Source organism: Geodermatophilus sp. DSM 44513 (assembly GCF_032460525.1).
Lineage (GTDB): Bacteria > Actinomycetota > Actinomycetes > Mycobacteriales > Geodermatophilaceae > Geodermatophilus.
On the sequence record NZ_CP135963.1, the window covers coordinates 2,433,641 to 2,460,005 of the forward strand.

32 protein-coding genes and 2 pseudogenes are annotated in these 26,365 nt (G+C 77.3%); 20 read left to right on the forward strand and 14 right to left on the reverse strand.

Annotated elements, in window-relative coordinates:
• Positions 1-59 precede the first annotated feature (59 nt).
• The 5 genes from RTG05_RS11725 to RTG05_RS11740 are packed head-to-tail and all read left to right on the forward strand — an operon-like array spanning position 60 to position 3,590.
• Positions 60-758, forward strand: a complete 699-nt coding sequence (locus RTG05_RS11725; protein ID WP_166528780.1) for an ABC transporter ATP-binding protein — start codon at positions 60-62, stop codon at positions 756-758.
• Between the two features lie 18 nt (positions 759-776).
• Entirely contained in the window at positions 777-2,354 is a 1,578-nt protein-coding gene (locus tag RTG05_RS11730) for a DUF6297 family protein (protein ID WP_315911819.1), read from the forward strand.
• 45 nt (positions 2,355-2,399) lie between these two features.
• Entirely contained in the window at positions 2,400-2,702 is a 303-nt protein-coding gene (locus RTG05_RS22375; protein ID WP_166528782.1) for an SH3-like domain-containing protein, read from the forward strand.
• Entirely contained in the window at positions 2,695-3,000 is a 306-nt protein-coding gene (locus tag RTG05_RS22380) for an SH3-like domain-containing protein (protein WP_166525609.1), read from the forward strand. The genes RTG05_RS22375 and RTG05_RS22380 overlap by 8 nt, the downstream gene beginning before the upstream one ends.
• Positions 2,997-3,590 (forward strand): nitrile hydratase subunit alpha, encoded by a 594-nt coding sequence (locus RTG05_RS11740; protein WP_166528783.1) that lies wholly within the window; start codon positions 2,997-2,999, stop codon positions 3,588-3,590. The genes RTG05_RS22380 and RTG05_RS11740 overlap by 4 nt, the downstream gene beginning before the upstream one ends.
• Positions 3,591-3,603: 13 nt before the next feature.
• Here RTG05_RS11740 and RTG05_RS11745 read toward each other — a convergent pair whose 3' ends face one another.
• Entirely contained in the window at positions 3,604-5,169 is a 1,566-nt protein-coding gene (locus tag RTG05_RS11745) for an acyl--CoA ligase family protein (protein ID WP_166528784.1), read from the reverse strand.
• Positions 5,170-5,316: 147 nt separating this feature from the next.
• On the opposite strand from RTG05_RS11745, the gene RTG05_RS11750 reads away from it, so the two are divergent.
• The 3 genes from RTG05_RS11750 to RTG05_RS11760 are packed head-to-tail and all read left to right on the forward strand — an operon-like array spanning position 5,317 to position 7,698.
• The gene (locus tag RTG05_RS11750) at positions 5,317-6,300 is read left to right on the forward strand and encodes an asparaginase (RefSeq protein WP_315911820.1); all 984 of its coding nucleotides are present in this window, start codon (positions 5,317-5,319) and stop codon (positions 6,298-6,300) included.
• Entirely contained in the window at positions 6,297-7,178 is an 882-nt protein-coding gene (locus tag RTG05_RS11755) for a polysaccharide deacetylase family protein (protein WP_166528785.1), read from the forward strand. The genes RTG05_RS11750 and RTG05_RS11755 overlap by 4 nt, the downstream gene beginning before the upstream one ends.
• Before the next feature lie 4 nt (positions 7,179-7,182).
• The gene (locus RTG05_RS11760; RefSeq protein ID WP_166528786.1) at positions 7,183-7,698 is read left to right on the forward strand and encodes a hypothetical protein; all 516 of its coding nucleotides are present in this window, start codon (positions 7,183-7,185) and stop codon (positions 7,696-7,698) included.
• 376 nt (positions 7,699-8,074) lie between these two features.
• Here the strand turns inward: RTG05_RS11760 and RTG05_RS11765 are convergent, their stop codons facing one another.
• The gene (locus RTG05_RS11765; protein WP_166528787.1) at positions 8,075-9,937 is read right to left on the reverse strand and encodes a DUF7846 domain-containing protein; all 1,863 of its coding nucleotides are present in this window, start codon (positions 9,935-9,937) and stop codon (positions 8,075-8,077) included.
• Positions 9,938-10,015: 78 nt separating this feature from the next.
• The gene (locus tag RTG05_RS11770; protein WP_315911821.1) at positions 10,016-10,726 is read right to left on the reverse strand and encodes a CPBP family glutamic-type intramembrane protease; all 711 of its coding nucleotides are present in this window, start codon (positions 10,724-10,726) and stop codon (positions 10,016-10,018) included.
• Between the two features lie 2 nt (positions 10,727-10,728).
• Here RTG05_RS11770 and RTG05_RS11775 point away from each other — a divergent pair, with 2 nt between their 5' ends.
• Positions 10,729-11,118 (forward strand): hypothetical protein, encoded by a 390-nt coding sequence (locus RTG05_RS11775; protein ID WP_166528788.1) that lies wholly within the window; start codon positions 10,729-10,731, stop codon positions 11,116-11,118.
• Positions 11,119-11,129: 11 nt separating this feature from the next.
• Complete coding sequence (locus RTG05_RS11780; RefSeq protein ID WP_315911822.1) at positions 11,130-11,303, forward strand: DUF6186 family protein; 174 nt, start codon at positions 11,130-11,132, stop codon at positions 11,301-11,303.
• 7 nt (positions 11,304-11,310) lie between these two features.
• Here RTG05_RS11780 and RTG05_RS11785 read toward each other — a convergent pair whose 3' ends face one another.
• From RTG05_RS11785 to RTG05_RS11810, 6 genes are all read right to left on the reverse strand, one after another.
• Entirely contained in the window at positions 11,311-11,718 is a 408-nt protein-coding gene (locus RTG05_RS11785) for a GNAT family N-acetyltransferase (RefSeq protein WP_208104922.1), read from the reverse strand.
• Between the two features lie 159 nt (positions 11,719-11,877).
• The gene (locus RTG05_RS11790) at positions 11,878-12,768 is read right to left on the reverse strand and encodes an alpha/beta fold hydrolase (RefSeq protein WP_166528789.1); all 891 of its coding nucleotides are present in this window, start codon (positions 12,766-12,768) and stop codon (positions 11,878-11,880) included.
• A gap of 44 nt (positions 12,769-12,812) precedes the next feature.
• Entirely contained in the window at positions 12,813-12,980 is a 168-nt protein-coding gene (locus RTG05_RS11795; RefSeq protein WP_315911823.1) for a hypothetical protein, read from the reverse strand.
• Positions 12,981-13,064: 84 nt separating this feature from the next.
• Positions 13,065-13,898, reverse strand: a complete 834-nt coding sequence (locus RTG05_RS11800; RefSeq protein WP_166528790.1) for an ABC transporter permease — start codon at positions 13,896-13,898, stop codon at positions 13,065-13,067.
• On the reverse strand, positions 13,895-14,872 hold the full coding sequence (locus tag RTG05_RS11805; RefSeq protein WP_166528791.1) for an ATP-binding cassette domain-containing protein: 978 nt from the start codon (positions 14,870-14,872) through the stop codon (positions 13,895-13,897). Before RTG05_RS11805 ends, RTG05_RS11800 begins: the two co-directional genes overlap by 4 nt.
• A gap of 99 nt (positions 14,873-14,971) precedes the next feature.
• Entirely contained in the window at positions 14,972-15,964 is a 993-nt protein-coding gene (locus RTG05_RS11810) for a YihY/virulence factor BrkB family protein (RefSeq protein ID WP_166528792.1), read from the reverse strand.
• Between the two features lie 64 nt (positions 15,965-16,028).
• Between RTG05_RS11810 and RTG05_RS11815 the strand changes: the two genes are divergently transcribed.
• Entirely contained in the window at positions 16,029-16,514 is a 486-nt protein-coding gene (locus RTG05_RS11815; RefSeq protein ID WP_166528793.1) for a heme-degrading domain-containing protein, read from the forward strand.
• Positions 16,515-16,539: 25 nt separating this feature from the next.
• Entirely contained in the window at positions 16,540-16,809 is a 270-nt protein-coding gene (locus tag RTG05_RS11820) for a YciI-like protein (RefSeq protein ID WP_166528794.1), read from the forward strand.
• A 55-nt stretch (positions 16,810-16,864) separates the two neighbouring features.
• On the opposite strand, the gene RTG05_RS11825 is transcribed toward RTG05_RS11820, so the two are convergent.
• Positions 16,865-17,452 carry a hypothetical protein gene (locus RTG05_RS11825; RefSeq protein ID WP_166528795.1) on the reverse strand — a complete coding sequence of 196 codons (588 nt, stop codon included), beginning with the start codon at positions 17,450-17,452 and terminating at the stop codon, positions 16,865-16,867.
• A gap of 245 nt (positions 17,453-17,697) precedes the next feature.
• Between RTG05_RS11825 and RTG05_RS11830 the strand changes: the two are divergent.
• From RTG05_RS11830 to RTG05_RS11840, 3 genes and pseudogenes are all read left to right on the forward strand, one after another.
• Positions 17,698-17,898, forward strand: a pseudogene (locus RTG05_RS11830) (cold-shock protein); the annotation flags it as partial.
• Between the two features lie 144 nt (positions 17,899-18,042).
• Positions 18,043-18,225, forward strand: a pseudogene (locus RTG05_RS11835) (cold-shock protein); the annotation flags it as partial.
• Between the two features lie 198 nt (positions 18,226-18,423).
• Positions 18,424-18,615, forward strand: a complete 192-nt coding sequence (locus RTG05_RS11840) for a cold-shock protein (RefSeq protein WP_208105051.1) — start codon at positions 18,424-18,426, stop codon at positions 18,613-18,615.
• 170 nt (positions 18,616-18,785) lie between these two features.
• On the opposite strand, the gene RTG05_RS11845 is transcribed toward RTG05_RS11840, so the two are convergent.
• Positions 18,786-20,162, reverse strand: coding sequence for an FAD-dependent oxidoreductase (locus RTG05_RS11845; RefSeq protein ID WP_166528797.1), 1,377 nt, complete (start codon positions 20,160-20,162; stop codon positions 18,786-18,788).
• Between the two features lie 77 nt (positions 20,163-20,239).
• On the opposite strand from RTG05_RS11845, the gene RTG05_RS11850 reads away from it, so the two are divergent.
• From RTG05_RS11850 to RTG05_RS11860, 3 genes are all read left to right on the forward strand, one after another.
• Positions 20,240-20,383, forward strand: coding sequence for a hypothetical protein (locus tag RTG05_RS11850; protein ID WP_166528798.1), 144 nt, complete (start codon positions 20,240-20,242; stop codon positions 20,381-20,383).
• A gap of 94 nt (positions 20,384-20,477) precedes the next feature.
• Positions 20,478-21,146, forward strand: coding sequence for an AzlC family ABC transporter permease (locus RTG05_RS11855; RefSeq protein WP_315911824.1), 669 nt, complete (start codon positions 20,478-20,480; stop codon positions 21,144-21,146).
• Entirely contained in the window at positions 21,143-21,463 is a 321-nt protein-coding gene (locus tag RTG05_RS11860; RefSeq protein ID WP_166528799.1) for an AzlD domain-containing protein, read from the forward strand. Before RTG05_RS11855 ends, RTG05_RS11860 begins: the two co-directional genes overlap by 4 nt.
• 7 nt (positions 21,464-21,470) lie before the next feature.
• Here the strand turns inward: RTG05_RS11860 and mug are convergent, their stop codons facing one another.
• Positions 21,471-21,980 carry a G/U mismatch-specific DNA glycosylase gene (gene mug / locus RTG05_RS11865; RefSeq protein WP_166529698.1) on the reverse strand — a complete coding sequence of 170 codons (510 nt, stop codon included), beginning with the start codon at positions 21,978-21,980 and terminating at the stop codon, positions 21,471-21,473.
• Between the two features lie 54 nt (positions 21,981-22,034).
• On the opposite strand from mug, the gene RTG05_RS11870 reads away from it, so the two are divergent.
• Positions 22,035-23,642, forward strand: coding sequence for a hypothetical protein (locus RTG05_RS11870; RefSeq protein ID WP_315911825.1), 1,608 nt, complete (start codon positions 22,035-22,037; stop codon positions 23,640-23,642).
• Positions 23,643-23,645: 3 nt separating this feature from the next.
• Here the strand turns inward: RTG05_RS11870 and RTG05_RS11875 are convergent, their stop codons facing one another.
• Both RTG05_RS11875 and RTG05_RS11880 read right to left on the reverse strand, forming a co-directional pair.
• Positions 23,646-24,737 (reverse strand): DUF3616 domain-containing protein, encoded by a 1,092-nt coding sequence (locus RTG05_RS11875; RefSeq protein ID WP_166528801.1) that lies wholly within the window; start codon positions 24,735-24,737, stop codon positions 23,646-23,648.
• Positions 24,738-24,840: 103 nt separating this feature from the next.
• Complete coding sequence (locus RTG05_RS11880; protein ID WP_166528802.1) at positions 24,841-25,806, reverse strand: LysR family transcriptional regulator; 966 nt, start codon at positions 25,804-25,806, stop codon at positions 24,841-24,843.
• A gap of 138 nt (positions 25,807-25,944) precedes the next feature.
• Between RTG05_RS11880 and RTG05_RS11885 the strand changes: the two genes are divergently transcribed.
• Positions 25,945-26,352 (forward strand): hypothetical protein, encoded by a 408-nt coding sequence (locus tag RTG05_RS11885; protein ID WP_166528803.1) that lies wholly within the window; start codon positions 25,945-25,947, stop codon positions 26,350-26,352.
• The last annotated feature ends 13 nt before the right edge of the window (positions 26,353-26,365 follow it).

Sequence of the window (26,365 nt, forward strand, 5' to 3'; positions counted from 1 at the left end):
CGGACACGGTCCCGGGGTCGTGCTGCGCCGGATCGCGACGGCACTACGGTGGACCGGCCATGCGGAACTCGACCGGCTCGCTCGACCTGCTCGTCGCCGAGGACCTCGCCGTCGGGTACGGCGAGACACCGGTGTGCGCCCCCGTCGACGTCTGCCTGACCGCCGGCCGGGCCCTGGCCGTCGTCGGGCCCAACGGGTCGGGCAAGTCCACGCTGCTGCGCACGCTGGTCGGGCTGCTGGAGCCGCTGGCCGGGACGGTGACCTTCGACGGCGCCCCGGTCGACGAGCGGTCGGCCGGGTTCCGCCGCGACGTCGCCGCCGTGCTGGACGACGACGCCTTCTTCGCCTCGCTCACCGGCCGCGAGCACCTGCTGCTGGCCGCGCTCGGGCACGGCGTGGCCGCGGCCGCGGAGGCCGTGGACGCCGAGGTGGTGGCGTTCGGGCTCGGTGAGCGGGCCGACGCGCTGCCCTCGGCACTGTCGTCGGGGCAGCGGCGGCGACTCGCGCTGGCCGGCGCCTTCGTCCGCCCGGCCCGGCTGCTGGTCCTGGACGAGCCCGAGCGCCGCCTGGACGCCGGCATGCGCGTCCGGCTGGCCTCCCGGCTGGCGGCGCTGCGGGACGCCGGCACGGCCGTGCTGTTCGCCAGCCACGACGCCGAGGTGGTCGGGTCGGTCGCCGACGAGGTTCTGGTGGTGGACGACGACGCCTGCCGGCTGCTGGCTCCCGCCGAGGCCGCCGCCCGGATCCCCGGGCTCTGAGCCGTGGTGTCCCCCGCGGTGACGCCGCTGGACGGCGCCGCGGTGCGCCGGCTGACCCGCCGGGCGACCGCGGCGCGGGCACGGACCACGCTGGCCGCCCGGATCGGCGACGCGTGGGGCGTGCTGGTCACCGCGGCGACCGGTGTCGCGGTCGCGGGCAGCGGCCTGGTGTCGCTGCGCGAGGAGATCGCCCTGGCGGGGGCGCCGGTGACCGCGCCGTCGCTGTCCGCGGCGCTCGCCGCGACCGCGCTGGGCGTGCTCGCCGCAGCCGGCACCGTCGTCGTCCTGGCCCGGCTCGGGCCGGTGAGCGCCACCCCCGCGGTCGCCGCGTGGTGGCTGCCGCTGCCGGCCGACCGGCGCTCCCTGCTGCGCGCGGAACCGCTGCGGCTCACCGCCGTGGTCGTCGCCGCCGCCGCGCTGCTGACCCTGCCCCTGACACTGGGCAGCACGTCGTCCCCCACCCCGGGGGCGGTCCTGCAGGGGATGGGCTGGGCCGGGTCGCTGGCCGGCGCGGCGGTCGGCGGCACCGCGCTGCTGCAGACCCGCCGCCGGGCCGCCCTCGGCACCGGGCCGCCGCCGGTGCGGCGCCGCGGCCCGGGGGCGGTGGCTGGGACGGCCGGCGCGGTGGCCGCCGCCGCGGCGGTGCTCCCCGCGGTCGCGGGCACGCTCGCCGCGGTGGGCGGTGGGCGGCTCGACCTCCCGGTGGGCACGGCCCCGCCGGGGTGGGCGCTCGCGGTGGCGGCGGTCGCGGCGCTGGTGCTGCTCGTGCGGGCGGACCGCGGCCTGGGCCGGCTGGACGCCGGGACGCTGCTGGCCCACGGCGTCATGGCCGGCGCCGCCGGCAGCTCGCTGGTGTGGCTGGACACCCGGCAGCTGGGCCGGGCGCTGGCCGGCCGGGACGCACCGCCGCGGCGCAGCCGGCGCTTCCGCCGGGTGCGCCGGCCCTGGCAGGCGGTGGTGGCCGGTGACCTCGCCGTCCTGACCCGCGGCCGGTGGCAGCTGGGCCAGCTCGCCGTCGCGGTCGCCGTCCCCGTGGTCGTCGGCCGGACCGAGGGCCTCGGCGCGCTGCCGCCGGCGGTGTGGGCCGGCTGCCTGGTCGGGTGGTGCCTGGCGGCCACCGCCGCGGGCCGCCCGGCCCGGGAGGCGTACGCGGCCCCGGAGGTGGACCGGTCCCACGCCCTGTCGGCCGCGGCCGTCATCCGCAGCCGGGCCGTGCTGCCGCTGGCGGTCACCGCCGTGGTGTGCCCGCTGAGCGCGCTGCTGCTCGGCGCCGGCACCGGGACGGCCGGCACCTGGGCACTGCTGGGCCTGGCGGTGGCGCCGGCGTGGGCGGCCGCGGCGCTGCGCGGGGCGTACCGCCCGGAGGTGGACTGGGCCGGGCCGGTGGTCTCCACCCCGATGGGCGTGGTGCCCGCCGGCGCCGGCGCCGGCCTGGTGCAGGGGGTGGACGTCGGGGTGCTCGGCAGCCTGCCGGTGCTGGTCGCGCTGGTGACCGGGGGCCCGACGCCGCTGCTGGCCGCCGTCCAGGCCGGCTGGTCGCTGCTGCTGGCCGCGGCGGTCCTGGCGCACCTGGGCGGGCGTCGACCCGCGGGCTGAGCGGGCCCGCTGGACCGGACGGCCGCGAGGGGACAGGATCGCGGGGTGAGCCGGATCAACGACGTCGGCGGCATGGTGGGGTTCCCGGCGATCGTGGAGGAGCCGGACGAGCCGGCCTTCCACGCCGACTGGGAGGCCCACGTGCTGGCCCTCAATGCCGCCCTCATCCGCCGCGGCGTCTACAACCTCGACGAGTTCCGCGACGCCATCGAGCGGATGCCGCCGGAGCGCTACCTCGCCAGCTCCTACTACGAGAAGTGGTTCACGGCCATCACCACGCTGCTGGCCGAGAAGGGCGTGGCCACGCCGGAGGAACTGGCCACGCCGGAGGAGCTGGCCGGTGCCTGACCGCTTCGCGCCCGGCGACGCGGTGCGCACCAGCACCGCGGACCCGGTGTGGCACACCCGGCTGCCGCGGTACGCCCGCGGCGCCGTGGGGCAGGTGGTGGAGCTGGCCGGGCACCACCCCCTCGCCGACGACCGGGCCCGCGGCCGGGCGGGCACGAGGCAGGCCGTCTACCACGTGCGGTTCGCCGCGGCGGACCTGTTCGGCGACGGCGACCACGCCGTGACCGTGGAGCTCTGGGAGGACTACCTGGAGCCCGCAGACCACCAGCCACCCGGACAGCAGGGAGGGACACCGTGAGCGGACAGCACCACGGCAGCTCGGCGATCTCGGAGCGGGTGCGGCACGTCGAGGCGTTGCTGGAGGCGCGCGGCCTCGTGGACGCCGGGGAGATCGACCGCCGCATCGACGAGTTCCTCGCCGGGGGCTCCCCGGCCAACGGCGCGCGGATCGCCGCCCGGGCGTGGGTGGACGACGGCTTCCGCGACCGGCTGCTCACCGACGCCAATGCGGCGATCAGGGAGGTGGGCCTCACGATGGCCGGCGGCCTGCAGGAGCAGCGGCTGAAGGTGGTCGCCAACACCGAGCAGGAGCACAACGTCGTCGTCTGCACGCTGTGCTCCTGCTACCCGATCGCGCTGCTGGGGCCCTCCCCGGCCTGGTACAAGAGCGAGGCCTACCGCTCCCGGGTCGTCCGGGACCCGCGCGGGGTGCTGGCGGAGTTCGGCCTGGAGCTGCCCGCCGACGTGCGCATCAGCGTGTGGGACGCCAGCGCCGAGTCGCGGTACGTGGTGGTCCCCCGCCGGCCCGAGGGCACCGACGGGATGTCCGAGGAGCAGCTGGCCGCCCTGGTGACCCGCAAGGGCCTGATCGGCACCGCCGCCGTCTGACCGCGCGCGTCGGTCAGCCGGCCGGGCGGGTCCGCAGCTCGTTCTTCTGCACCTTGCCGGTGGAGGTCTTGGGCAGCTCGCCGTAGACGAACCGCTTGGGCACCTTGAACGCCGCCAGCCGCGAGCGCACGAACGCCGCCAGGTCCGCGTCGCCGACCTCCGCCCCGGGCCGCAGCGTGACGTGGGCGACCGGCACCTCCCCCCACTTCTCGTGCGGCTCGGCGACCACGGCCGACTCCAGCACGGCGGGGTGGGCGTCCAGGGCCCGTTCCACCTCGACGGAGGAGATGTTCTCGCCGCCGGAGATGATGATGTCCTTGCTGCGGTCGCGGATCTCCAGGTAGCCGTCGGGGTGCACGACGGCGAGGTCCCCGGTGCGGAACCAGCCGGGCCCGCCGTCCGGCGCGGGCAGCGTGGCCGCCGCGGTCGCCTCCTCGTCCCGGTAGTAGCCGAGCATGACGTCGTTGCCGCGGGCGACGATCTCCCCGATCGTCGCGCCGTCGGCGGGGACGTCGGCGCCGTCGTCGGTGACCACCCGCAGCGGTTGGGCGACGATGTTGCCCACGCCCTGGCGGGCCTTGAGCTCGGCCTGCCGCTCGGCGGGCAGCTCGTCCCACTCGGGGTGCCACTGGTTGACCGCGACCGGCCCGTAGGTCTCGGTCAGCCCGTACAGGTGGGTGACGTCCATGGCCAGCCCCGACATGCGGGCCAGCAGGGTGGGCGTGGGCGGCGCGCCACCGGTCTGCACCGCCACCCGCGGCGACAGCGGGCCGGCCTGCGCCTCCTCGGCGCTGGCGATCATGGTGAGCACGGTGGGCGCCGCGCTGAAGTGGGTGATGCCCTCGGTGCGCAGCAGCGACCAGATGCGGGCCGGGTCCACCTTGGGCAGGCACACGTGCGTGGCGCCGGCGGCCGACACCGCCCACGGGAAGCACCAGCCGTCGCAGTGGAACATCGGCAGCGTCCACAGGTACCGGCTGGTCGGGCCCAGCCCGGTGTGCAGCGCCATCGCCAGTGCCTGCAGGTGGGCACCCCGGTGGCTGTACATCACGCCCTTGGGCCGGCCCGTGGTGCCGGAGGTGTAGTTGAGCGCCAGCAGCCCGTCCTCGTCGGCGCACGGCAGCGCGAGGGGCTCCGCGGCGGCCAGCAGCTGCTCGTACTCCGCGTCCTCGCCGCCGGCCAGCACCACCGGGATGCCCACCGCGGCGGCGACCTCGGTGGCGGTCGCCGCGAACACGGCGTCCGCGAGCAGGACGGCGGCACCGGAGTGCCGCAGGACGTACTCCAGCTCCCCGGCGGACAGCCGGGTGTTGAGCGGGACCAGGACCGCCCCGGCCCACGGCACGCCGTTGTGCGCCTCGAGCATGGTGGCGCCGTTCGCGCACAGCGCGGCCACCCGGTCCCCCGGGGAGACACCCCGGGCGGCCAGCGCACCGGCCAACCGACGGGAGCGGTCGGCGAACTCGCGGTAGGTGTGCCGCCGGTCGCCGTCGACCAGGGCGGTGCGGTCGGGGAACACCCGCGCGGAGCGCTCGAGGAAGGCGGTCGGGGTCAGCGGGACGGGGCCGAACGACGCCATCGGGTCTCCTCAGGGCACGGGAGCGGTTGCTCCGGGAGTGGATTGTCGGCACCCGCCCCCGCCGCCGCTCGGTGGGAGCGGTCGCGGAGGTGCGCCGTCCCCGGGGCCGTGGTCACCTGTGGTCCACGCGAGGTGGGAGGAGGGGTCGTGGCACGGGTGCACCTGCTCGCCACCGGCGGCACGATCGCCAGCCGGCGCACCGACGGCGGGCTGTCGGCCACCACGCCGGCGGCGGAGCTGCTGGCCACGGCCGGGGCGCTGCCGGGGATCGAGGTCACCGTCAGCGACCTGACCACGGTGCCGAGCTTCGCGCTCACCGAGGCCGACGTGCGCGCGCTGGTCCGCGCGGTGCGCGAGCAGCTGGCCGACGGTGTGGACGGCGTCGTCGTCACCCACGGCACCGACACGATGGAGGAGTCGGCCCTCCTCGCCGACCTGGTGCACGACGACGACCGACCGGTGGTGTTCACCGGCGCCCAGCGGCCGTTCGACGCCCCGGCCCCTGACGGGCCGGCCAACCTGGCCGACGCGCTGCGGGTGGCCGCCGACCCCGCGGCCCGCGGCCTCGGCGTGCTGCTGGCCTTCGACGGCCTGGCGTTCGCCGCCCGCGGGGTGCGCAAGGTGGACACGCTGCGCAGCGCGGCCTTCGACGCGCCCGGCCGCGGACCGGTGCTGCGGGTCGCCGCGGGCGCCGTCCGCCCCCTGGCCCGCCCCCCGCGGTCGCCCGCCCTGCCGCTGGACCTGGGCGCGGCCCTCCCCCGCGTCGACGTCGTCGCCTGCCACCAGGGCGCGGACGACGCCCTGCTGCGCGCCGCGGTCGCCGCCGGTGCGGCCGGCGTCGTGCTGGAGGCCCTCGGGGTGGGCAACGTCCCACCGCCGGTGGCCGCGGCCGCCGCCGAGCTGGTCGCCGGTGGCACCCCGGTGCTGGTCTGCTCGCGGGTGCCCGCCGGTCCGGTCGCGCCGCTCTACGCCGGCGGCGGGGCGAGCCTGGCCCGCGACGGCGCCCTGTTCGGCGGCGACCTGAGCCCCTGGCAGGGGCGGCTGCTGCTGTCCGCCGCGCTCGCGGTGGACCCGCACGACCCGGCCGGTGTCCTGGCCGGCCACCTCGACCCGGGAGGAGAACGGGCGTGACCAAGGAGGTCTTCGTGTCCTTCGGCGTCGACATCGACGCCGTCGCCGGCTGGCTGGGGTCCTACGGCGGGGAGGACTCCCCCGACGACGTCTCCCGCGGCGTGTTCGCCGGCGAGGTGGGCGTGCCGCGGATCCTGGAGCTGTTCCGCCGCGAGGGGATCACCCAGACCTTCTTCTGGCCGGGGCACTCGATCGAGACGTTCCCCGAGCAGTTCGACGCCTGCGTGGCCGCCGGCCACGAGATCGGCGTGCACGGCTACAGCCACGAGAACCCCATCGCGATGAGCCGCGAGCAGGAGTCCGCGGTGCTCGACCGCTGCATCGACCTGATCGGGGCGCGCGCCGGCCGCCGCCCCACCGGCTACGTCGCGCCGTGGTGGGAGTTCTCCACCGTCACCAACGAGCTGCTCCTCGAACGGGGCATCACCTACGACCACTCGCTCATGCACCGCGACTTCGAGCCGTACTACGTCCGCGTGGGCGACAGCTGGACGAAGATCGACTACTCGCAGCCGGCCGACACCTGGATGCAGCCGCTGGTGCGCGGCCGGGAGACCGAGCTGGTGGAGATCCCGGCGAACTGGTACCTCGACGACCTGCCGCCGATGATGTTCGTCAAGGCCAGCCCGAACAGCCACGGCTTCGTCAACCCGCGGCAGCTCGAGGAGATGTGGCGCGACCAGTTCGACTGGGTGTACCGCGAGCAGGACTACGCGGTGTTCACCATGACCATCCACCCCGACGTCGCCGGCCGCCCGCAGGTGCTCCTCATGCTCGAGCGGCTCATCGCGCACATCAACCGCCACGACGGCGTGCGCTGGGCGACGTTCGACGAGATCGCGCAGGACTTCCTGCGCCGCTCGCCCCGCCCGGCCTGACCCGGTGTGCGGCGCCTGCGGCACCGGCCGCACCGCCCCGCCGTGGGAGGACGTGCTGGCCGGCGCCGGTCCGGCGCAGCGGGCCGCCCGGGCCGCGGCCGCCGGCCGGCTGCTGACCGGGCGGCGGCTGCGGGTCACGCCCTGGCGCGGGGGCTACCTGCTGGCCACGCCGACCGGCCGGGCCCACCCGGTCGGCTCGCTCGGCGAGCTGTGGGCGGCCGCCCGGCCGGCGGCGCCGGCACCGGAGGGACGACGGTGGGCCCGCGCCCCCGTGCCGGCCGGCTGGGACCCGCAGGCGGCGACCGTCTGGCTGGCCGCCGCCGCGCGGGCCGGCGCGGTCACCGCGGCCGAGCTCCCCGGCGGGCTGGTGGAGTTCGCACCGGACGGCACGGCGCGGGCCGCGTCCGCCCCGGACCGGGCGCGGGTCGGCGTCCGCGGGCCGGACCCGGCCGCCGCGCTGGCCGCCCTGCTGACCTTCGCCGCCGGCCCTGAGGACGACGCCCCGCCTGCCCCGCCGTGAGGACGACTGCGTGGGCCGGCACCAGCGCCAGCGGCGGCGACCGCACCGCCGAGACCGTCGACCACGCCGTTCCGGGCGGGCGGTGCTCACTCCCGGTGTCAGGGCTCGTCTGGTCGAGTCTCCTCCGTGTCCGCGGGAATGGCCGCTCGGGGACGCCACCACCCCCGGCTCGCCCCGAAGGCGGCTTCAGGGCCACCTCCTCCCGGGGGAGTGTGCGCTGAGGACCTGCGCTCGAGCGGGAAACCGGGCCTCGGCGCACACCGTTCGGCCGCTCGCCAGGTCCACTCACCTGCTGCTCCGAACGCCTCGACCCGTGGCCTGACGTTCCCGCGGGAACGTCCTCGCAGCTGTCCGTGAGTGGGCCGCTCCGGGACGGTCAGGGGAGTTCCTCGACCGGGCTGCCCACCGCGTCGGGCGCCCAGTCGCCGCCGTCCACCTGCGCCCAGGCCTGCCCCGGTCGCAGCAGCTCCACCCGCGCGCCGCCGTCCACGGTGCGGTGCACGACGCGCCGCTCCCAGCGGTCGCCGGGGCCGTCGTCCCCCGGCGCGCGCACGGTCAGGCCGACGGCGAGCACGCCGTCGTCGGCCGGGACGACCGCGCCGGGGCCGGCCGCCGCGCCGGGTGCGGCCACCGTCCAGACCACCTCGCCGGAGCCGTCCAGCGGGGTCTCGTACGTGCGGTCCCCCGTCCGCAGGTACGCGACCGCCGACGACGCGCCGGCGGGGACGGTCACCCGCAGCCGCAGGGTGACCTGCTCACCGGCGTCCACCCGCAGCGGCTCCACGACCGGTGGGGCCTCGTCGTCCTCCGCCAGCCGGTGCAGGGACCGCTCCGGGAAGCGGGCGGCCACCTCGAGGTCGGCCGCGCCGCGCTCGGCGGCGTAGAGCACCGGCTGGCGCAGCGACGGGTCGTTCTGCAGGAACGGCGTGTCGCTGAGGAACCCGAGGTCGCCGCGCCGCGGCAGGAACAGCACCGCGTCGTCCAGATCGGCGTCCTCGACCACCCGCTGCACCGCGCGGAAGTCCTCGGTCACCGCCCGGTGACCGGCCACCGGACCGGGCACGGCGAGCGCGGTGAGCCCGGCCATCGCCACCACGAGGAGGACGGCGACCGGCCGGCGCCGGCGCGCCACCTGCACCAGGCCCGCCGCGCCGAACACGACCAGCGGGACGACGACCGGCAGCCAGTAGAAGGGCCCGAACAGCGCCAGGCCCTCCCACTGGGTGCCCATCGCCCACGGCCCCCAGAACGGCAGGTAGCCCAGCGGCACGACGACGGCCAGCGCCGCGAGCGGCCGTCGGGCGGCGCCGTCCGTCCGGGCCAGGCCGAGGACGGCCAGCGCGAGGAGCACCAGCCCGCCGGCCACCCAGCCGGGCGTCCCGCGCAGGTTGGCCAGCAGGCCGGCCGCGGCGTCGGCCGGGGTGAACGGGGAGGTGTGCTGTGGGAAGACGCCGCGCTCGCCGAAGCCGAAGGTGTCCTGCGGGCCGGTGACGGTGAACGGCAGCCGGAACGCGCCCCCGACCACCGTCGCGTTGTAGACCAGCGTCAGGGCCAGCACCGGCAGCGCGCCGGCGGCGACCCGGAGCACGAGCCCCGACCGGGACAGCCCGCCCCGCTCGCGGCCCAGCAGGACGGCCAGCCCGAACGGCGCCACGGTCAGCAGCGCGTCGAAGGGCCGGGCGAAGGCGGCGACCGCGGCGACGACGCCGGCTGCGACCAGCCGCGGCGTCGAGCCCAGCCGCGCCCCGGACAGCAGCAGCAGCGCAGCACCCAGCCCCGGCACCAGGGCCGGCAGGTAGGGCAGGTAGGTGCCGCTCTGCACCAAGACGACCGGGGAGAGGGCGAACAGCCCACCGGCGGTGACCGCGGCGACCCGGTCGCGCAGCACCTCGGCGGCCAGCAGCGCGACCAGCACCGCGGCCGCGGCGGCGCTGAGCGCCAGCGCCGCGCGCGGGGAACCGGTGAGCAGGTCGGCGGCCGCGATGACCGCCGGCCACGGCGGTGTGTACTTGAGCACCACCCGGTCGCCCACGACCGCCGAGGCCCACGGCCGGAAGGCGTCGGCCTCGGCGGGCAGGGTGACCGCGCCGGTCTGCAGCAGCTCGGCCATGGCCACGTAGACCGAGTCGTCGCGGTTGAGCGAGTAGAGCGGGAACAGGGCCGCGTTGGTCAGCACGGCCGCCGCGCCGGCGAGCAGGGCCAGGACGGCGAGCGCCGCCCGCCACCTCCCCGTCGTCATCGGTGCCGAGTCTAGGAGAAGGACCTCCTCGCCCCCCGCAGCTCGCAGGCTCGCCGCGGGCCCCTGCGAGGGGGCCGCTCAGTCGTGTGCGGCGGCCGCCACCAGCAGGCCCAGCGTGTTCGTGGCCAGGTGCAGCAGGGCGGGGGCGAGCAGGCTGCCGCTGCGCTCCCGCAGCACGGCGAACAGCACACCGGCGGCCGCGGTGGCCAAGCAGGCGAGCAGGACGGCGACGGCGCGCGCCGCCGGACCATCGGCCAGGTCGTTGGCCGCCAGCGCGCCGAGCGTGGGCCGCACGTGCCACAGTCCGAACACCGCCGCGGACACCCCGATCGCGGCGGCGCGCGGCAGCAGGCGGGCCAGCGCGGCCAGCAGCACCGCGCGGAAGGCGACCTCCTCCCACAGCACGGTGCCCAGCGGGATCCGGACGAGCGCGGCGACGGCGAGCTCGGCCCCGTCGAGGCGGGCCACCCGGCCGTCGGCGAGCAGCGGCCGGAGGGCCGGTACCGCGAGCGCCGTCGCGTAGCCCGCCGCGACCACGGCCGCGCAGGCCCCGCCCCAGCGGGCGCCGGCCGCCAGCCGGCGGCGGGCCAGGCCCAGCTCGGCCCAGGACAGCCCGCTCGCCCGGGCCGCCGCGAGCAGCACGGCGGCCGCCGCCACGTTGGCCACGACGTAGGACCCCGGCCGGCCGGGCAGCCGGTGCACGAGCAGGTTGTTCCAGGCGAGCAGCACCGGCAGCAGGGCCGCGGTGAGGACCAGCACCCGGCGGTGGTCGGCTGCGTCAGCATGCACGGGTGGGGTCTTCCCGGGGACGACGCCGGATCACCTGGGTCGTGGCCGCCCTCGGCTGCGCCGCCGTGGTCGCCGTCGTCGCGGTCGCCGGTGAGCTCTCCGCGGGCGCGCTGCTCGCCGTCACCGCCGCCGGTGCCGCCGTGACCGGCGTCGGACTGGCCCGGCGGGCCGGTGCGGGCGCCCCGCCGGTCGGCCGGCGCGGGCTCCCGTGGCTCGGCTGGCTGGCGGCGGCCCTGGCGTGGGAGCTGGTCACCCTGGCCGACGCCGGCCTGCCGACGCTCAGCGACCTGGCCGACCCGGTGCTGGCCTCCCCGCTCGCGCGCGGCGCCGCGACCCTGGGGTGGCTGGCGGCCGGGGCCTGGCTGGTCACCCGTCCGCGGCGGCCCTCCTGACCGCCGCCGCCGTGGGCTTCGGCGTGCTGCTGGTCACCGCGCTGGTGCTGGAGGCCGCCGCCCGCCGCGGCGCCGGGCCGGCCACGGCGGCGGAGACCCTCGGCGCGGTCCTGCGGACGACGCCGGGCCGGGTGGTCGTGCTGCTCGCCTGGGTGTGGCTCGGCGTGCACTTCCTGGCGCGCTGACGCCCGGTCACCGCCGCGCGGCCCACTCCGCCCGGGTGAGCGCGTACTCGACGTCCCCGTGCTCGGAGCCGTCGATCACCTCCGGCCAGGGCAGGTGCACCGTGCGCACCAGCCGCAGGCCGGTCCTCTCCAGCACCCGCCGGGACGCCGCGTTGACGGTCATCGTGCTCGCGCACACCCGCTGCAGGAGCGGGCCGGCGAAGCCGTCGTCGACCAGCGCCCGCGCACCCTCGGTGGCCAGGCCCCTCCCCCACGCCGCGCGGCGCAGCCGGTAGCCGAGCTCGACCTCGGCGCCGCCGTCGTCCAGCGGCCGGAACGCGAACCAGCCGAGGAAGCGGCCAGTGCCACGGTCCTCCGCCGCCCAGTACCCGGGCCGCCCCGTGGCCGGGTGCCGGTGGAGCAGCCGCGGCAGCACCTCCTCCTCGACGGTCCACCGGGGGGGTCGGGCGCCCGCCGGTGAGGTACCGGGTGACCTCGGGGTCGGCGTCCAGGGCGACCAGGTCGTCGACGTCGGCCGGGGTGACCGCCCGCAGCACCAGCCGCCCGGTCGCCAGGAGGACCTCGCCCCCGCCGGTCAGGGCCGCAGCGCCGCGTGGACCTCCGCGGCGTGGTCGAAGACGGCGAAGTGACCCTCGCCGGGCAGCCAGTGCGGCGTGCAGCGGGGCAGCATCGCGGCCAGCACCCGGCCCAGCGCCACCGGCACCTGCCAGTCCTGCGTGCCGTGCCAGAGGTGCACCTGCTGGCGCACCTCGGCCAGCGGGAACCCCCAGGGGCGGAACAGCAGCGCCCGGTCCTCCGCCACCGGGGCGGTGCCGTTGCGCAGGGCCTCGGTGAACATGTCGACCAGGACGCGCCGGACGCCGGGCCGGCCGAGCACCCGCCGGTCGGCCGCGGCGAGCCGGGTCTGCAGGTAGCCCGGGATCGCCTCCGGGCGCCGCGCGGCCGGGGCGAACACCGGGCGCAGCAGCGAGGCCACCGGGGAGGGCCGGTGCGCCACCGCCCGCATCCGCTTGGGCAGCCACCCCGGCCAGGCCCACGGGACGTCCGGCGGTGGCGCCCCGCCGAGGACGCCGACCCCGACCACCCGGGTGTCGAAGGCGTGCGCGCAGGCAAGCGCGTAGGCCGCGCCGCCGGACAGGCTGAGGACGGCGAACTCCCCGATCCCCAGGGAGTCGACCAGCCGGGCGACGTCGCGGGGCCAGTCGGTCACCCGCCGGCCCGGCTGCGGGTCCGAGCGGCCGAAGCCCGGCCGGTCGGGCACCACGAGGCGCACGCCCCAGCGGGCGTAGTCCGCCGGGTCCTCGACGTGGCGCTCCAGGCGCGAGCTCGGCGAGCCGTGACAGCCGAGCACCGGCCGCCCGGCGGGGTCCCCGTACTCGGCCCAGGCCAGGGTCCGCCCGTCCGGCAGCCGCAGCTCCCCGTCGCGGGGTCCGGCGGACGCTGGGTGACCTGGCTGCTCCGGCATGACCGCCCGCTACCCCGCCCCCGGGCCACCGCACCCGGCCGCCGTCAGAAGTCGTGCGCCTCGTCGTAGCCGAGGTCACCGCCGGTGGCGCCGTCCCCACCGGCCGGCTCTGGCGGGGGTGCGGCCCCCGCGGGCGGCGGGGTGGCCGCGGCCAGGTCGGCGTGCACCTCGTCGTAGCCGTGGTCACCGGACTCGTCGCGCGGAGCGTGCACCGTGTCCGACCTCCTGTCCGCGCCCGCCCGGCGGCGGCGTACGAGCAGCGTCCCACCACCGGCCCCGGGCGGCCTCCCGGACGCTCAGCGGCTGCGGTACAGGCGCGTGGTGACCGGCAGGAACACCGCGGCCAGCCCCGCCGCCACGGCCAGGGAGACGGTGATCGCGGTGCCGTCGGGCGTGCCGGCCATGAGCGAGCGGGCTGCGGTGGTCAGCACGGAGATCGGGTTGACGTCGACGAAGGCACGCAGCGGCCCGGGCAGCGTGGCCGGGTCGACGAAGACGTTGGACAGGAAGGTCAGCGGGAACAGCACCATGAACCCGCCGTTGAGGACCGCGCTGGGCGAGCGCAGCACCAGGCCGACCGCGGAGTACACCCAGGACAGCCCGAAGGAGAAGACGACGACCAGCGCGAGCGCCGCCACGGCGCCGACCGCCCCGCCCTGCGGCCGGTAGCCCAGCACCACGCCGAACACCAGGATCACCGTGCCGGCGATCACGTACCGGACGCTGTCGCCGAGCAGCGCCCCGAGCAGCGGCGCCGGCCGCCAGATCGGCAGCGACCGGAACCGGTCGACGACGCCCTTGGTGAGGTCGGTGTTGAGCGCGACGCCGGAGTAGACGGTCGTGAACACCACCGACTGGACCAGGATCCCGGGCAGCAGGTACTGCAGGTAGGCGTCGGTCGAACCGGCCAGTGCACCGCCGAACAGGTAGGTGAACATCAGCACGAACAGCACCGGCGTGATCGTGACGTCGATGAGCTGCTCGGGCACGTGCTTGACCTTGAGCATGCCGCGCCAGCCGAAGGTGAGCGCCGTGGACAGCGGGCCGGGGCGCGGTGGGCGCGCCGTCGAGGCGATGGCCCGGCGGACGGCGGCCGTGTCGGTGTCGGTCGCGGGTGCGGTGGCGGTCATGACGCCTGCTCCAGGGTCGGGGCGGACTCCTCGGCGGGGTGGCCGGTGAGGGACAGGAACACCTCGTCCAGGCTGGGCTGGTCCAGGGAGAAGTCGGCCAGGCCGATGCCGGCCCGCCCGAGCTCGCCGACCGCGGTCGCCGCGCGGTCGGCGTCGCTGCACGCCACCGACAGGGCGGCCGGGTCCGGCTCCCGAGTCACCGTGCCGACGACGGCCTCCAGGAGCCGCGCGGCCTCCGGGCGGCGGGCCGGGTCCAGCAGCCGCACGTGCAGCGCCCCGGTGCCGACCGAGGCCTTGAGCTGGCCCGGGGTGCCCTCGGCGATCACCCGGCCGCGGTCGATGACCACGATGCCGTCGGCGAGCTGGTCGGCCTCCTCCAGGTACTGGGTGCACAGCAGCACCGTCGTCCCCTCGGCCACCAGCGCCCGGACGATCTCCCACACCTGGTTGCGCGAGCGCGGGTCCAGCCCGGTCGTCGGCTCGTCGAGGAAGGCCAGCTGCGGCGTGACGACGATGCTCGCGGCGATGTCCAGCCGCCGGCGCATGCCGCCGGAGTAGTGCTTGGCCAGCTTCCCCGCGGCGCCGGCGATGCCGAAGGCCTCGAGCAGCTCGTCGGCCCGGGCGCGCGCGGCGGCCCGGCGGTGCCCGAGCAGCCGGCCGATGAGCACCAGGTTCTCCCGGCCGGTCAGCTCCTCGTCGACCGAGGCGAGCTGGCCGGTGAGGCTGACCAGCCCGCGGACGGCGTCGGCCTCGGTGACGACGTCGTGGCCGAGCACCCGGGCGGTGCCGGCGTCGGGCGGGACGATCGTGGCCAGCATGCGGATGGTCGTCGTCTTCCCGGCGCCGTTGGGACCCAGGACGCCGTAGATGGCGCCCGCGGGGACGGCGAGGTCGACCCCGGCCACGGCGCGGGTCGCGCCGTAGGACTTGGCCAGGCCGGTCGCCTCGATGGCCAGCGTGCTCCCTGACGTCATCCCGACTCCCTCACGTGGTGGTGCGGCGCAGCGTCCTCCACCCCTACGACGGACTGTGCGCGCCGGGCTCATCGGCCCGCCACCGGTTTTCCTCCGGGATCACGGCCGCGGCGTCGCGTCGTCCCCCGTCCCGAAGCGCACGTCGATCTCCTGGTGCTTCACCGCGCGCTGGGCCCGTGCCGCGTCGGTGAACACCCGCTCGTCGCCCTCGGTCAGGTCGGTGTGGTCGACGAAGGGGGTGAGCAGCGCCCTCGGGTAGAGCCGGTCGACGCGCACGGCGTCGATCTCCACGCACAGCACCAGCGCCGTGGCGGCCAGGTAGACGAACGCGATGAGGCCGAGCACCAGGGCGAAGACGGCGTCCACGGCGCTGGCGTTGGCGACCACCCGGGCCACGTAGACCCCGCCGAAGGACTGCAGCAGCTGCCAGAGCACCGCGGCGGTGAGCGCGCCCGGGAGCACCTGGCGGGTGGTGAGCCGGCGGGCGGTGGTGATGCGGAACCCCAGCACGAACACCGCGGCGTTGGCGGCCACCGAGGCGGCGATGACCAGCACCTGGAACCAGCCGGTGGAGCTGCCGCCGTAGGCCGCGACACCCGTGCCGACCGCGGAGAGCACCGTGCTGGCGAGCAGCAGCAGACCGAGGGTGAACAGCAGCAGCAGGCTGCGGCCGCGGGAGGTGACCGGGTCCGGCCGGCTGTGCCGGGGCACCGCCCAGATGTTGTTCATCGCGTGCTGCATCGCCTGGCCCAGCCCGGTGGCCCCGTAGAGGGCGACTAGCCCGCCGACCACGATCCCGGTGGCCCCGCCGCCCAGGCCCTCCGGGCGGGCCAGCTGCGGCCCGATCACCGGGAACTCCCCCAGCGCGGAGTCCAGCAGCTGCTGCTGCAGCTGCGGGTCCCCGGCCAGCAGCAGGCCCAGCACGGTGGCCAGCAGCAGCAGCGTCGGGAACAGCGCGAGGAAGCCGTAGTAGGTGATCAGCGCGGCGAGGAAGTGGCCGTCGTCGTCCAGGTACTTGTAGACGACCGCGATCGGGAACCCCGCCGCCGGGTGCCGGCGCTGGAAGCGGTCGAGCCGCTCGGTCCACCTCATGGTCCACCCCGTCGCCGTCCGCCCCGCCCGGTGCCCGGGTACCCGGCCCGGTAGGAAGGGCAGCATGACCGATCCCAGCCTGCCGGGGGAGATGCCCTCCGTGGCCCAGCTCGCCACCGAGGAGGCGGAGCTGGTCCTCGACGGCTTCACCAACGACGACGCCTGGGACATCGGCTCGGCGCTGGTGGCCGCCGCCCGGCGGGACGGCGCCGCGGTCACCGTCGACGTCACCCGGCACGGCCACCAGCTCTTCCACGCCGCCCTGCCCGGCACCAGCCCAGACAACGACGCCTGGATCCGGCGCAAGACCCGCGTCGTCGACCGCTTCGGGCACAGCAGCCTGTACGTGCGGCAGGCCTCGATCGAGCGGGGCACCACGTTCGAGGCGGAGTTCGGGCTGGACCCCGCCCGCTACGCCGCCCACGGCGGGGCCGTCCCGGTCGTCGTCCGCTCCGTGGGCCCGGTCGGCGCCGTCGTCGTCTCCGGGCTGCCGCAGCTGGCCGACCACCGGATGGTCGTCGCGGCGCTGCGGGCGCACCTGCGCCGCTGAGGGCAGCCCCTGCCACAGTGGCGGCGTGCACCTCGTCCTCGAGTACGCCCTGGCCGACGACTACCTGCAGCGCCGGGAGGCCCTCCGCGGCGACCACCTGGCCCTCGCCCGCGCCGCGCACGAGCGCGGCGAGCTGCTGCTCGCCGGCGCCCTGCCCGACCCCTACGACCGCGCGCTGCTGGTGTGGACGGCGCCGCGCGAGATGGTCCAGCGGTTCGCCGAGGCCGACCCGTACGTCGTCCACGGCCTGGTGACGTCGTGGACGATCCGGCCGTGGAACGTGGTCATCAGCTGAGGCCAGCAGCGCCCCGCAGCCTCCCGCGCGGGAACGGCCGCAGGGGACGTGGCGGTCAGCCCGGCAGCAACCGGCCCAGCACGCCCTTGGCCGTGGCGACCGGCCGGTAGGACTGCACCAGCCAGGCGTTGCAGACGATGTTGGCGCCGGCCAGCGCCGGGACGAGGAACTGCGTCACCCGCTGCCTGGCCTGCCACGTGCGGATCTCCGCCGGGGTGCGGTCGGTGGGCAGCGTGGCGTCCTGCACCTCCACGGTCTCCCCGCGCCGCTGCGCCTCCTCGGCCAGCCGGGCGATCCGGCTGCCGCTGTAGGCGGCGTAGCCGGTCGCCGCGGCGCCGGCCACGGCCAGCCCGGCCTTGACGGCGCCGACCCGGGCGAAGCCCTCCTGCAGGGCCAGCCGGCGGCCGCCGACCTGCGTCAGCCGCAGCCCGGCGAGCAGGGTGGCCGCGATGCCGCCGACCTGGGCGGGCTGGAAGCGCTGCCAGGCCGAGCCGGCCACCCGGATGCGGTCGATCCCCTGCGTCAGGTCCGCGCCGGACTTGTTGACGCCGGCGATGCCCATCACCGCGCCGCCGAACCAGAGGGCCGAGCCGAGGTCGTGCACCGCCTGGGCCACCACGTGGTCGTCGCTGTTGCTGCTCATCGGGTCCTCCACCGGTCGACCGTGCCGTCTCGGAGGCCGCCCCTACCCCCCGTCGCGCGCGGGTAACGGGACACGCCGTCCGGCGCCCGGCGCGTCCGGTCCGGCCGGTCGCCCGCCGGGTGCCCGCCCACGCGCGCCGCGGGTGGGGGACGCTGGTGGGCGCGGCCGCGCCCCCGAGGGGGGAGGGTGGCCGGAGGACGGCCGGTGGGACCGACCCGCCGGCGACGAGCAGCAGGAGCACGTGGATGCCGCAGGGCACGGTGAAGTGGTTCAACGCCGAGAAGGGCTTCGGGTTCATCGCACCCGACGACGGGGGGCGCGACGTCTTCGTGCACTTCTCCGCGATCGCCGACGACGGCGGGTTCCGCAGCCTGGACGAGGGCCAGACGGTGGAGTTCGAGGCGAGCGAGGGGCAGCGCGGGCCGCAGGCGGACTCGGTGCGGCCGCTGGGCGGGGGTGCCCCGCGGCGCCCGGACGCCGGGTACGGCCGGGAGGGCGGCCGCGGGCGCGACGGCGACCGCGACGGGGGTCGCGGGCGCGACGGCGACCGGGGCCGGCCGCCGTCGCGCGGCGGGCGCAGCACCGGGACGGTGTCCTGGTTCGACGACGGGAAGGGCTTCGGGTTCATCACGCCCGACGACGGCGGGCCGGACGTGTTCGTGCACTTCTCCGCGATCGCCGACCACGGCGGCTACCGCAGCCTGGAGGAGGGCCAGCAGGTCGAGTTCGACCTCACCCAGGGCCAGCGCGGCCCGCAGGCCGAGGACGTGCGGGCGGCCGGCCGCGGCGGTGGCGGCGGCGGTCGGGACGCCGGCCCGCGGGGTGGCGGGTACCGGGACGCCGGTGGACCGCGCGAGCGCAGCGGCGGCGGGTACCGGGACGCCGGGCCGCGCGGTGGCGGCGGTCGGGACGCCGGGCCGCGCGGTGGCGGCGGACGCCGTCCCTCCGGCGGCGGTCAGGCCAACGGCACGGTGAAGTGGTTCAACGCCGAGAAGGGCTTCGGGTTCATCGAGCCCGACGACGGCGGCCCCGACGTGTTCGTGCACTACTCGGCGATCTCCGACCGTGGCGGCTACCGCAGCCTCGACGAGGGCCAGCGGGTGGACTTCGCGGCCAGCGAGGGGCAGCGGGGCCCGCAGGCCGACCGGGTCGACCCCGCCTGACCCACGACCGGGCCCGCCGGCACCGCTGGTGTGCGGTGCCGGCGGGCCCGGCGCGGTGCCGGCGGGCCGGTGCGGCCCGGCGGTCGACCATCGGCGGGTGGCTGCCCGGTTCGGCGTGTCGAGCCGCCACCCGCCGATGATCACGCGCGGAGACGCGAGACCCCGGCCGGTCACAGCGTCCGGACGTCGGCCTCCACGGCCTCGAAGGCCTTGCGGGCGGCGATGAGCACCGGGTCCCAGACCGGCGCGAACGGCGGCGCGTAGGACAGGTCGAGGGACAGGATCTCGTCCACGCCCATCTCGTTCCAGATGCAGATGGCCAGCGCGTCCACCCGCTTGGCCGCGGCCTCCTTGCCGACGACCTGGGCGCCCAGCAGCCGGCCGCTGCGCCGCTCGGCGATCATCTTCAGCCGGATCGGCTGGGCGCCCGGGAAGTAGCCGGCCTTGGTGGTCGAGTCGACGACGGCGGTGACGAACTGGAACCCGGCCGCCTCCGCCTCGGCGGTGGACAGCCCGGTGCGGGCCGCCTCCAGCTCGCAGATGCGGGTGATGGCGGTGCCGATGACGCCGGGGAACGTGGCGTAGCCGCCGCCGATGTTGATCCCGGCCACCCGGCCCTGCTTGTTGGCGTGCGTGCCGAGGGCCACCACGACCCGCTGCCCGGACAGCCGGTGCACCGACTCGACGCAGTCCCCGGCGGCCCACACGCCCTCCACCTGGGTGCGCATCCGGGTGTCGACCGCGATGCCCCCGGAGGTGCCCAGCGGGATGCCGGCCTCCTGCGCCAGCCGCACGGCCGGCCGCACCCCCAGGCCGAGCACGACGAGGTCCGCGGGCAGCTCCCGGCCGCTGGCGGTGACCACCGCGCGGGCCCGGCCGGAGGCGTCGGTCTCCACCGCCGCGACCGCGTCGGAGAGCACCAGCTCGATGCCCTCCCGGCGGACCGCGTCGGCGATGTGCTGCCCCACGTCGGGGTCGAAGGTGCCGACGGGGGTGGCCGACATGTCGACGACGGTGACGTCCAGCCCGCGCACCCGGCAGGCCTCGGCGATCTCCAGGCCGATGTAGCCGCCGCCGACGACGACCACCCGCTGCACGTCGCCGTCCTCCAGCTCGGCCCGCAGCGCCGCGCCGTCGTCCAGCGTCTGGACGCCGTACACCCCCGCCGCGTCGATGCCGGGCACCGGCGGGCGCATGGGCACGCTGCCCGTGCCGTACACCAGCTCGTCGAACGGCTCGACCCCGCTGCCGCCGTCCTCGAGACCGCGCCAGTGCACGACGCGGCGGTCGAGGTCGATGCCGGTGACCTCGGTGCGCATCCGCACGTCGATGCCGTTGGCGCGGTGCTGCTCGGGCGTCCGGGCGATCAGGTCGGCCTCGGAGTCGACGGCGCCGCTGATCCAGAACGGGATGCCGCACGCGGAGTACGACGTCGCCCGGCCCCGCTCGAACATCACCACGTCGAGGTCCGGCTGCCGCTTCCTCGCCTGCGACGCGGCACTCCCGCCCGCGGCGTCCCCACCGATCACGACCACGCGTCTGCCCACGTCCCGGGACGGTAGGTCGTCGCGGCCGCGGGCGCTCGCCCGCGGCCCCCGGCCGGCCCGGGGTCTAGCGTCGGCGCATGACCGTGCCACCCCCTCCCGGCCCGCCGTCGCCCACGCCGTCCCCCGTGGACCCGGTGCCGCCGCCGGAGCCGGCCCCGTACCCGGTGCCCGGCCCGGCCGACCCGACCGCGCCGCCGCCGTCCGGCCCCCAGCCGGTGTAGCCCTCCCGGTCCTCCCCGCCGCGCCGCCTGGCAGGGTCGCCGGTGCCCCGGCGTCCTGGGCCGGCGGCGGACCGGACGGCGGGCGGAGGTGGGCGTGGCGGGGTCGACGGAGGCCGACCGGGGGTGGCGCGAGGGGGTGCGCGACGGCACGCCGTACGCGGCGGCGACCTTCGTGCTCGCCGTGTCGTTCGGGGTGGTCGCCGTCGACCTCGGCGTGCCGGCGGTCGCCGCGGTGGTGATGTCGGCGGTGGTGTACTCCGGCTCGGCGCAGTTCGCCGCGGTGGGCATCGCCGCGGCCGGCGGCGGGATCGCCGCCGCCGTGGGCGCCGCGGCGCTGGTCAGCTCGCGCTTCCTGCCCATGGGCTTCGCGCTGGGGCCCTCGCTGCGCGGCAGCCGGCTGCGCCGCGCCCTGGAGGGGCAGGCGACCGTGGACTCCGCCTGGGCGATGGCCTCCCGCGGCGACGGCCGGTTCGACCGCCGCTACCTGTTCGGCCACTCCGGCACCCAGTACGTCGCCTGGGTGCTCGGCACCGCCGTCGGCGTGTTCGTGCCCGGGCTGGACAGCCGGGCCCTCGGCCTGGACGCCGTCTTCCCCGTCTTCTTCCTCGCCATCCTGGTCGCCGAGGTGCGCGACCGGCTGCGGTTCGGGGTGGCCCTCGCCGGAGCGGTGATCGCGCTGGCGCTGGTGCCGGTGTCCCCGCCGGGCCTGCCGGTGCTCGCCGCGACCGCCGCGGCGCTGGTCGGGCTGCGGGCCGGCCGGTGAGCGCCGCGACCGTGTGGGCGCTGGTGGTGCTGTGCGCGCTGGGCACCGCGCTGATCCGCGGCGTGGGGCCGGCGGCCACTGGCGACCGGGCCCTGCCGGCACCGGTCGTGCGGGTGGTGGTGCTGCTGTCCGCGGCCCTGCTGGCCGCGCTGGTCGTGACCACCGCGCTGGCCGACGGCGACCGGCCGGCCGTCGGCGCGGACACCGCGGGCGTCGCCGTCGCCGGGCTGCTGCTGTGGCGCCGGGCGCCGGTGCTGGTCGCCGTCCTCGCCGCGGTGGTGGTGACGGCGGGCCTGCGCGCCGCCGGCGTGGCCTGACCCGGCGCTACGGCGGCTCCTCCCGCAGCTGCCGGTAGACGCGGGCGAGGTCGGGCAGCTGGTAGTGGGCGTTGAGCCCGCTGGGGTTGGGCACCACCCAGGTCCGCGCGCCGCCGACCCGTTCCTCCTGGCGGCCGAGCACCGCCCGGGGCCGGCCGAAGCCGGCGCGGTAGGCGGTGACCCCGAGGACGGCGAGCACCCGCGGCCGGTACCGCGTCACCAGGGCGTCGAGCGCGGCGGCGCCCTCCCGCAGCTCCTCGGCGGTCAGCTCGGCGGCGGTGCGGGTCGGACGGTCGGCCAGGTTGGTCACCCCCAGGCCGTGGGTCAGCAGCTCGCGGTCCTCCTCGGGCGCCAGCCGCCGGGGCGTGAAGCCGGCCAGGTGGATCGCCGGCCAGAACCGGTTGCCCGGCCGGGCGAAGTGGTGCCCGCGGGCGGCCGACGTCAGCGACGGGTTGATGCCGCAGAACAGCACGTCCAGACCCGGGGCGATCACGTCACGCAGCGGCTTGCCCGGCACCCGCGCGAGGGTAGCTCCGGCGCCGGTCGCGGTGCCCGGCGCACACTGGCCGGCATGACCGACGGCGCCGACGCGGCCTTCCGCCGCTTCGTCGCCGCCGAGCGCGACCGGCTGCTCGCCGAGGCCCTGCGGCTGACCGGCGACCCCGACCGGGCCGAGGACGCCGTCCAGCACGCCCTGGCCCGCGCCCGGCTGTCCTGGGGACGGCGCGGCGCCGACCCCGCGGTCACCGCCGCCGACGCGCTGCACGACGCCGCCGGCCGCGGCGGGCAGGTGCTGGGGTCCCTCGACGACCGCACCTCCCCGGTCCACGTCCCGGCGGCCGGCTGGCGGCTGGACGCCGACGCAGCCGCCACCGACGCCCTCGCGCGGGCCCGCCGGCGGCGCCGGCTGCGCACCGGGGGCCTGGCCGGGGCCGCGCTGGTCGCGCTCGCCGCCGTCGCCCTGGTCGTGCCGCGGGTGCCCGACGGGCCGCCGTCCGCGCCGACCGCCGCCGTCGCGCCGGACCGGCCGGCCGAGGTGGCGGTGCTCACCGGACCTCCCCGCGGCTCGCTGGCCGGGGACGCGGCGTTCGTCGAGGCCGCCCGGCGCGCCGACTGGGGTGCGCTCACCGCGCCGCCGGTGGCCGAACGCCAGGTCGTCCTCGCCACCGACACCCCGCACGGCCGGGTGGTCCTGCTCGCCGGCACGGTCGAGGGCGACATGCGCGGCGTGTGGCTCACCGGCCCGGCCGGCACCCCGGTCGACCGGCTGCGCCCGTACGTGCCGCAGACCCTGGGCCCGCACCGGCCGGCGGCCCTGCTCGTCGGCGGGCCCGGGTCCGCGAGCCTCGTGGTGGTCACCGCCCCCGGCGACGAGGTGCAGGTCTCCCCGCGGCTGCAGGTCGGCCCGCGCGGCACGGTCGGGCGCACCTACGACCCCGTCCCCTCCGACGGCGGCCTCGCGGTCACCACCGTCCCGACCACCGCGGCCGGCGCCGGCACCAGCGTCCGGGTGCTGCGGGCGGGCACGCCGGTGTACCGGGCCGCGGTGGCCGCGCCCGACCTCCCGGCCGGCCCCGCCGCGGTGCCGCCGCTGGAGCCGCTGCGGCCGGCCGCCGTCCGCCCCGCCGACCGGCTGGTGACCGAGGCGCTGACCGCGATCGCCGTCCCCCTCGGCGCGGAGCCGGCCGCGCTGGAGCCGCAGCTGCTGTGGTCCGGGACGCTGCCCATGCCCGAGGTGGCGGGCAGCGTCGCCGTCGTCGTCGGGCGCAGCCCCGGCGGCGGTCTGGTCGTCACGACGCGGGCCGGGCAGCTCGGCACCGGGAGCGCCGGGCGCACGGTCGGTTGCGGGGTGTCCACGCCGCCGGGGACGACCGACGTGGCCGGCCTGGTGGTGGCGCGGGTGTGCGACCTGTCCTCCCCGGAGGCCGAGCCGTCCGCGGAGGGCCGGTGGCTGGTGGTCACCGCCCCGGCGCCGGCCACCGCCGCCGCGGTGCTGGACGAGCGCGGCGGCGTGCTGGCCACCGTGCCCCTGCCCGACGGCGGCGGCACGGTGCTGCTGCCGCCCGGGGCGCGCGACGTGCGCACCCTGGACGCGGCCGGCGTGGCCCTGGCCGAGGTGCCGGTCAGCGCGGTCGCCACCGAGACGTTCGGCGACTACGGCTCCGGCGAGGTGGGCTGAGGGTCAGCTGCGCGCCGGCCCGGGCAGCCGGAGCACGTCGGCGGTCACCGCGCCGTCCGGGGCCAGCCGGTCGGGCGCGGGGCTGTCGTAGACGACCAGCAGCCGGGGGTCCTCCGGCGGGCCCAGCAGGCCGATGCCCTCCGCGTGGTCGTCGCCCTCGCCGTAGGGGAGGTCGAGCTCGCGGGTGAGCCGCTCGCCGCGGACGACCCGCGGCGGGTCGCCGGCCATCCCCCCGTGCCACCGGTACAGGTGCACCGGGCCGTCGAGGTCCATGGTCGGGCCGGCGAGCACGAGCAGGTCCTCGCCCTGCGGGCACAGGTCGCGCACGCCCAGGCCGCGCATGCGCAGCGCGAACGTGCGGTACGGGCGGCCGTCGGGGAACGGCCGCAGCCGCAATCGCCCGGGCGCGTGCGGGTCGCTCTCGGGCTGTACCTGGAGGACGACGGCCCAGCCGCGCAGCACCGGTCCGCGCAAACCCAGGAACACCCGCCGGCCGGCCACCGCGATGCCCTCGACGTCCAGCCCGTTGTCCTTGCCGGGGATGGGCAGGAAGGGGCCGAGCAGCTCGTCGTCGGCCAGCAGGTCGCGCAGGTCCGGGCCGGTGGTGCCGAACACCGCGGCGCGGCTGCGGACGCCGTCGACGACGGACTCCGCCACCGGTGTGGGCAGCCCGTCGACGTCCCGGACCGGGATGCGCAGCAGGACCTGCCGGTTCGGCTGGCCGCTCACCCGGGCCAGCCGGCGCAGCGCCTGCCGGTCGTCGTGCTTGTCCTTGACCCGGCGGCGGCGCAGGCTGTGCGAGCCCACCGCCCACAGGAACGACCCGTCGCGGGCCAGGCCCTCGATGTCGGCCTCCTCCTCGTCGTCCCCCGAGCCGGGCAGGTCGACGAGGTCGGCGAGCCGGAACGTGGTGTGGTCGCGGTACTCCGCCGGCGCGGCGGGGTCGTCGGCGACCAGGCGCTCGATGGTCGCCGTCTCGTCGCCGGCCACCCACAGCACCGGGCCGTCGCTGCGGACCGCCGAGAGGTTGGTGTGCGTCCCGGCCGCCCGCGCCGTGTCCCCGAAGTGCAGCCGCACCGTCCGCTCCACCGTCACGGCCGCCAGCCTGGCACGGCGGCGCCGCGCGTTCCCAGAGGCGTCCAGGCGACCCACCCCCTGGACGCGGTGTGCGGAGGCCGGACGCCGCGGCGTCGCCCGGTCAGCGGGCGACGGCCGCGATGGTCGTCGCCGCCAGGGCGGCACCGGCCGCCGGGGAGGACGACGGGACGAGGTCCAGCGCGGCGAGCGCCCGCGTGGTGTCGACGAAGTCCCGCACCGGCTGCGCGTCCATGTCGTTGCGCCAGGCGATCGCCACCGCGGACGGCGGCAACCCGTCGACCGGCACGAAGGCCAGTCCGGGCCGGTCGTAGAAGCGCTGGGTGGAGGCCTGCGTGAAGGCCACGCCCCGCCGGGACAGGATGGCCTCGAAGCACTCGTCCACGCCGGCCACCTCCGCCCCCAGCCGGACCGTGTGCGAGCCACGGGTGTCGACGGCGAGCCAGAAGTCCCGCCAGTAGTCCGGGGCCCGGCGGCCGACGAACGGCTCGTCGACGACGTCCGCGACGGTGATGCGGCCGCGGGCGGCGAGCGGCGAGTCGGTCGAGGTCACCAGCACGCGCGGCTCGACGAACAGCGTCTCCATCGACAGCCAGCTCTGCACCACGATGGGTGGACGGACGAACGCCACGTCGACGCTGCCGGTGGACAGTCCGACGTAGGGATCGGCGAAGTCGTGCGAGCGCATCTCCACCTGCACCCGGGGACAGCGGGCCTGGAACGCCGCGAGGATCTTCGGGGTCAGCTCCGCTGCCGCGTTGGCCTGGAAGCCGACGACCAGACTGCCCGCCGCGCCGTCGGCCGCTCTGCGCGTCGCGGCGGTCAGGCGCTCGACGCCGGCCAGCAGCCGGTGCGCCTCCTCCAGGAGCACCACGCCCGCCGGGGTCAGCTCGACGTGGCGGCTGGTGCGCGCCAGCAGCCGCGCGCCGAGGGTGTGCTCGAGCTTGCGGATCTGCACGCTCAGCGAGGGCTGGCTGATGTGCAGTCGTACGGCCGCCCGGCCGAAGTGGAGCTCCTCTGCCACCGCGACGAAGTAGCGCAGGACGCGGATCTCCGGCGCGTCCGTCACCCGTCCAGCCTAGGAGTCGTGGTCGCCGTCACACCAATAGTCGGCGGCTATCGACGGGGAGCCGACAGGTATTGGACGCCTCCGCCCCGCACCGCTGTCATGGCGGTCGTCACACCCGGCTCGGAGAGGAGTACGACGATGACCGCAGCGACCCGAGCGCCGTCGGCACAGGCGTGGGCCGAGGCCTTCGCCGAGGCCAGCAACGCCGACCCCGAGATCCGGGCCCACGGCAGGTACTTCACCTGCTCGTGGCTGCTCGACGCCGACGAGCGCAGCTACGTGGTGCAGGTGCAGTCCGGCCGGGTCACCGACGTCACGGTGGACCCCGGTCCGCTCGACGTGCCCTACGACTTCGCCATCCGGGCCGGCGTGGAGACGTGGCGTGGTTTCGGTGAGCCCGTGCCCGCCCCGATGTTCCACGGCATCTGGGCGGCCAGCTTCCAGCGGGACATGCGCCTGGAGGGTCAGGTGCTCGTCCTCATGCAGAACCTGCGCTGCATCACCCGCCAGATCGAACTGTTGCGCGTCGTCGGCGCCCCCGTCTGAGGAGGACGAACAG

Bases quoted from the DNA above. Each gene is read 5' to 3' on its own strand.
- RTG05_RS11815 (WP_166528793.1), top strand. From the start codon at position 16,029: ATGACCGATCCCAGCCTGCCGGGGGAGATGCCCTCCGTGGCCCAGCTC.
- RTG05_RS11800 (WP_166528790.1), bottom strand. From the start codon at position 13,898: ATGACCGCCACCGCACCCGCGACCGACACCGACACGGCCGCCGTCCGC.
- RTG05_RS11870 (WP_315911825.1), top strand. From the start codon at position 22,035: ATGACCGACGGCGCCGACGCGGCCTTCCGCCGCTTCGTCGCCGCCGAG.
- RTG05_RS11805 (WP_166528791.1), bottom strand. From the start codon at position 14,872: ATGACGTCAGGGAGCACGCTGGCCATCGAGGCGACCGGCCTGGCCAAG.
- RTG05_RS11790 (WP_166528789.1), bottom strand. From the start codon at position 12,768: ATGCCGGAGCAGCCAGGTCACCCAGCGTCCGCCGGACCCCGCGACGGG.
- RTG05_RS11885 (WP_166528803.1), top strand. From the start codon at position 25,945: ATGACCGCAGCGACCCGAGCGCCGTCGGCACAGGCGTGGGCCGAGGCC.
- RTG05_RS11850 (WP_166528798.1), top strand. From the start codon at position 20,240: ATGACCGTGCCACCCCCTCCCGGCCCGCCGTCGCCCACGCCGTCCCCC.
- RTG05_RS11810 (WP_166528792.1), bottom strand. From the start codon at position 15,964: ATGAGGTGGACCGAGCGGCTCGACCGCTTCCAGCGCCGGCACCCGGCG.
- RTG05_RS11725 (WP_166528780.1), top strand. From the start codon at position 60: ATGCGGAACTCGACCGGCTCGCTCGACCTGCTCGTCGCCGAGGACCTC.
- RTG05_RS11765 (WP_166528787.1), bottom strand. From the start codon at position 9,937: ATGACGACGGGGAGGTGGCGGGCGGCGCTCGCCGTCCTGGCCCTGCTC.
- RTG05_RS11745 (WP_166528784.1), bottom strand. From the start codon at position 5,169: ATGGCGTCGTTCGGCCCCGTCCCGCTGACCCCGACCGCCTTCCTCGAG.
- RTG05_RS11825 (WP_166528795.1), bottom strand. From the start codon at position 17,452: ATGAGCAGCAACAGCGACGACCACGTGGTGGCCCAGGCGGTGCACGAC.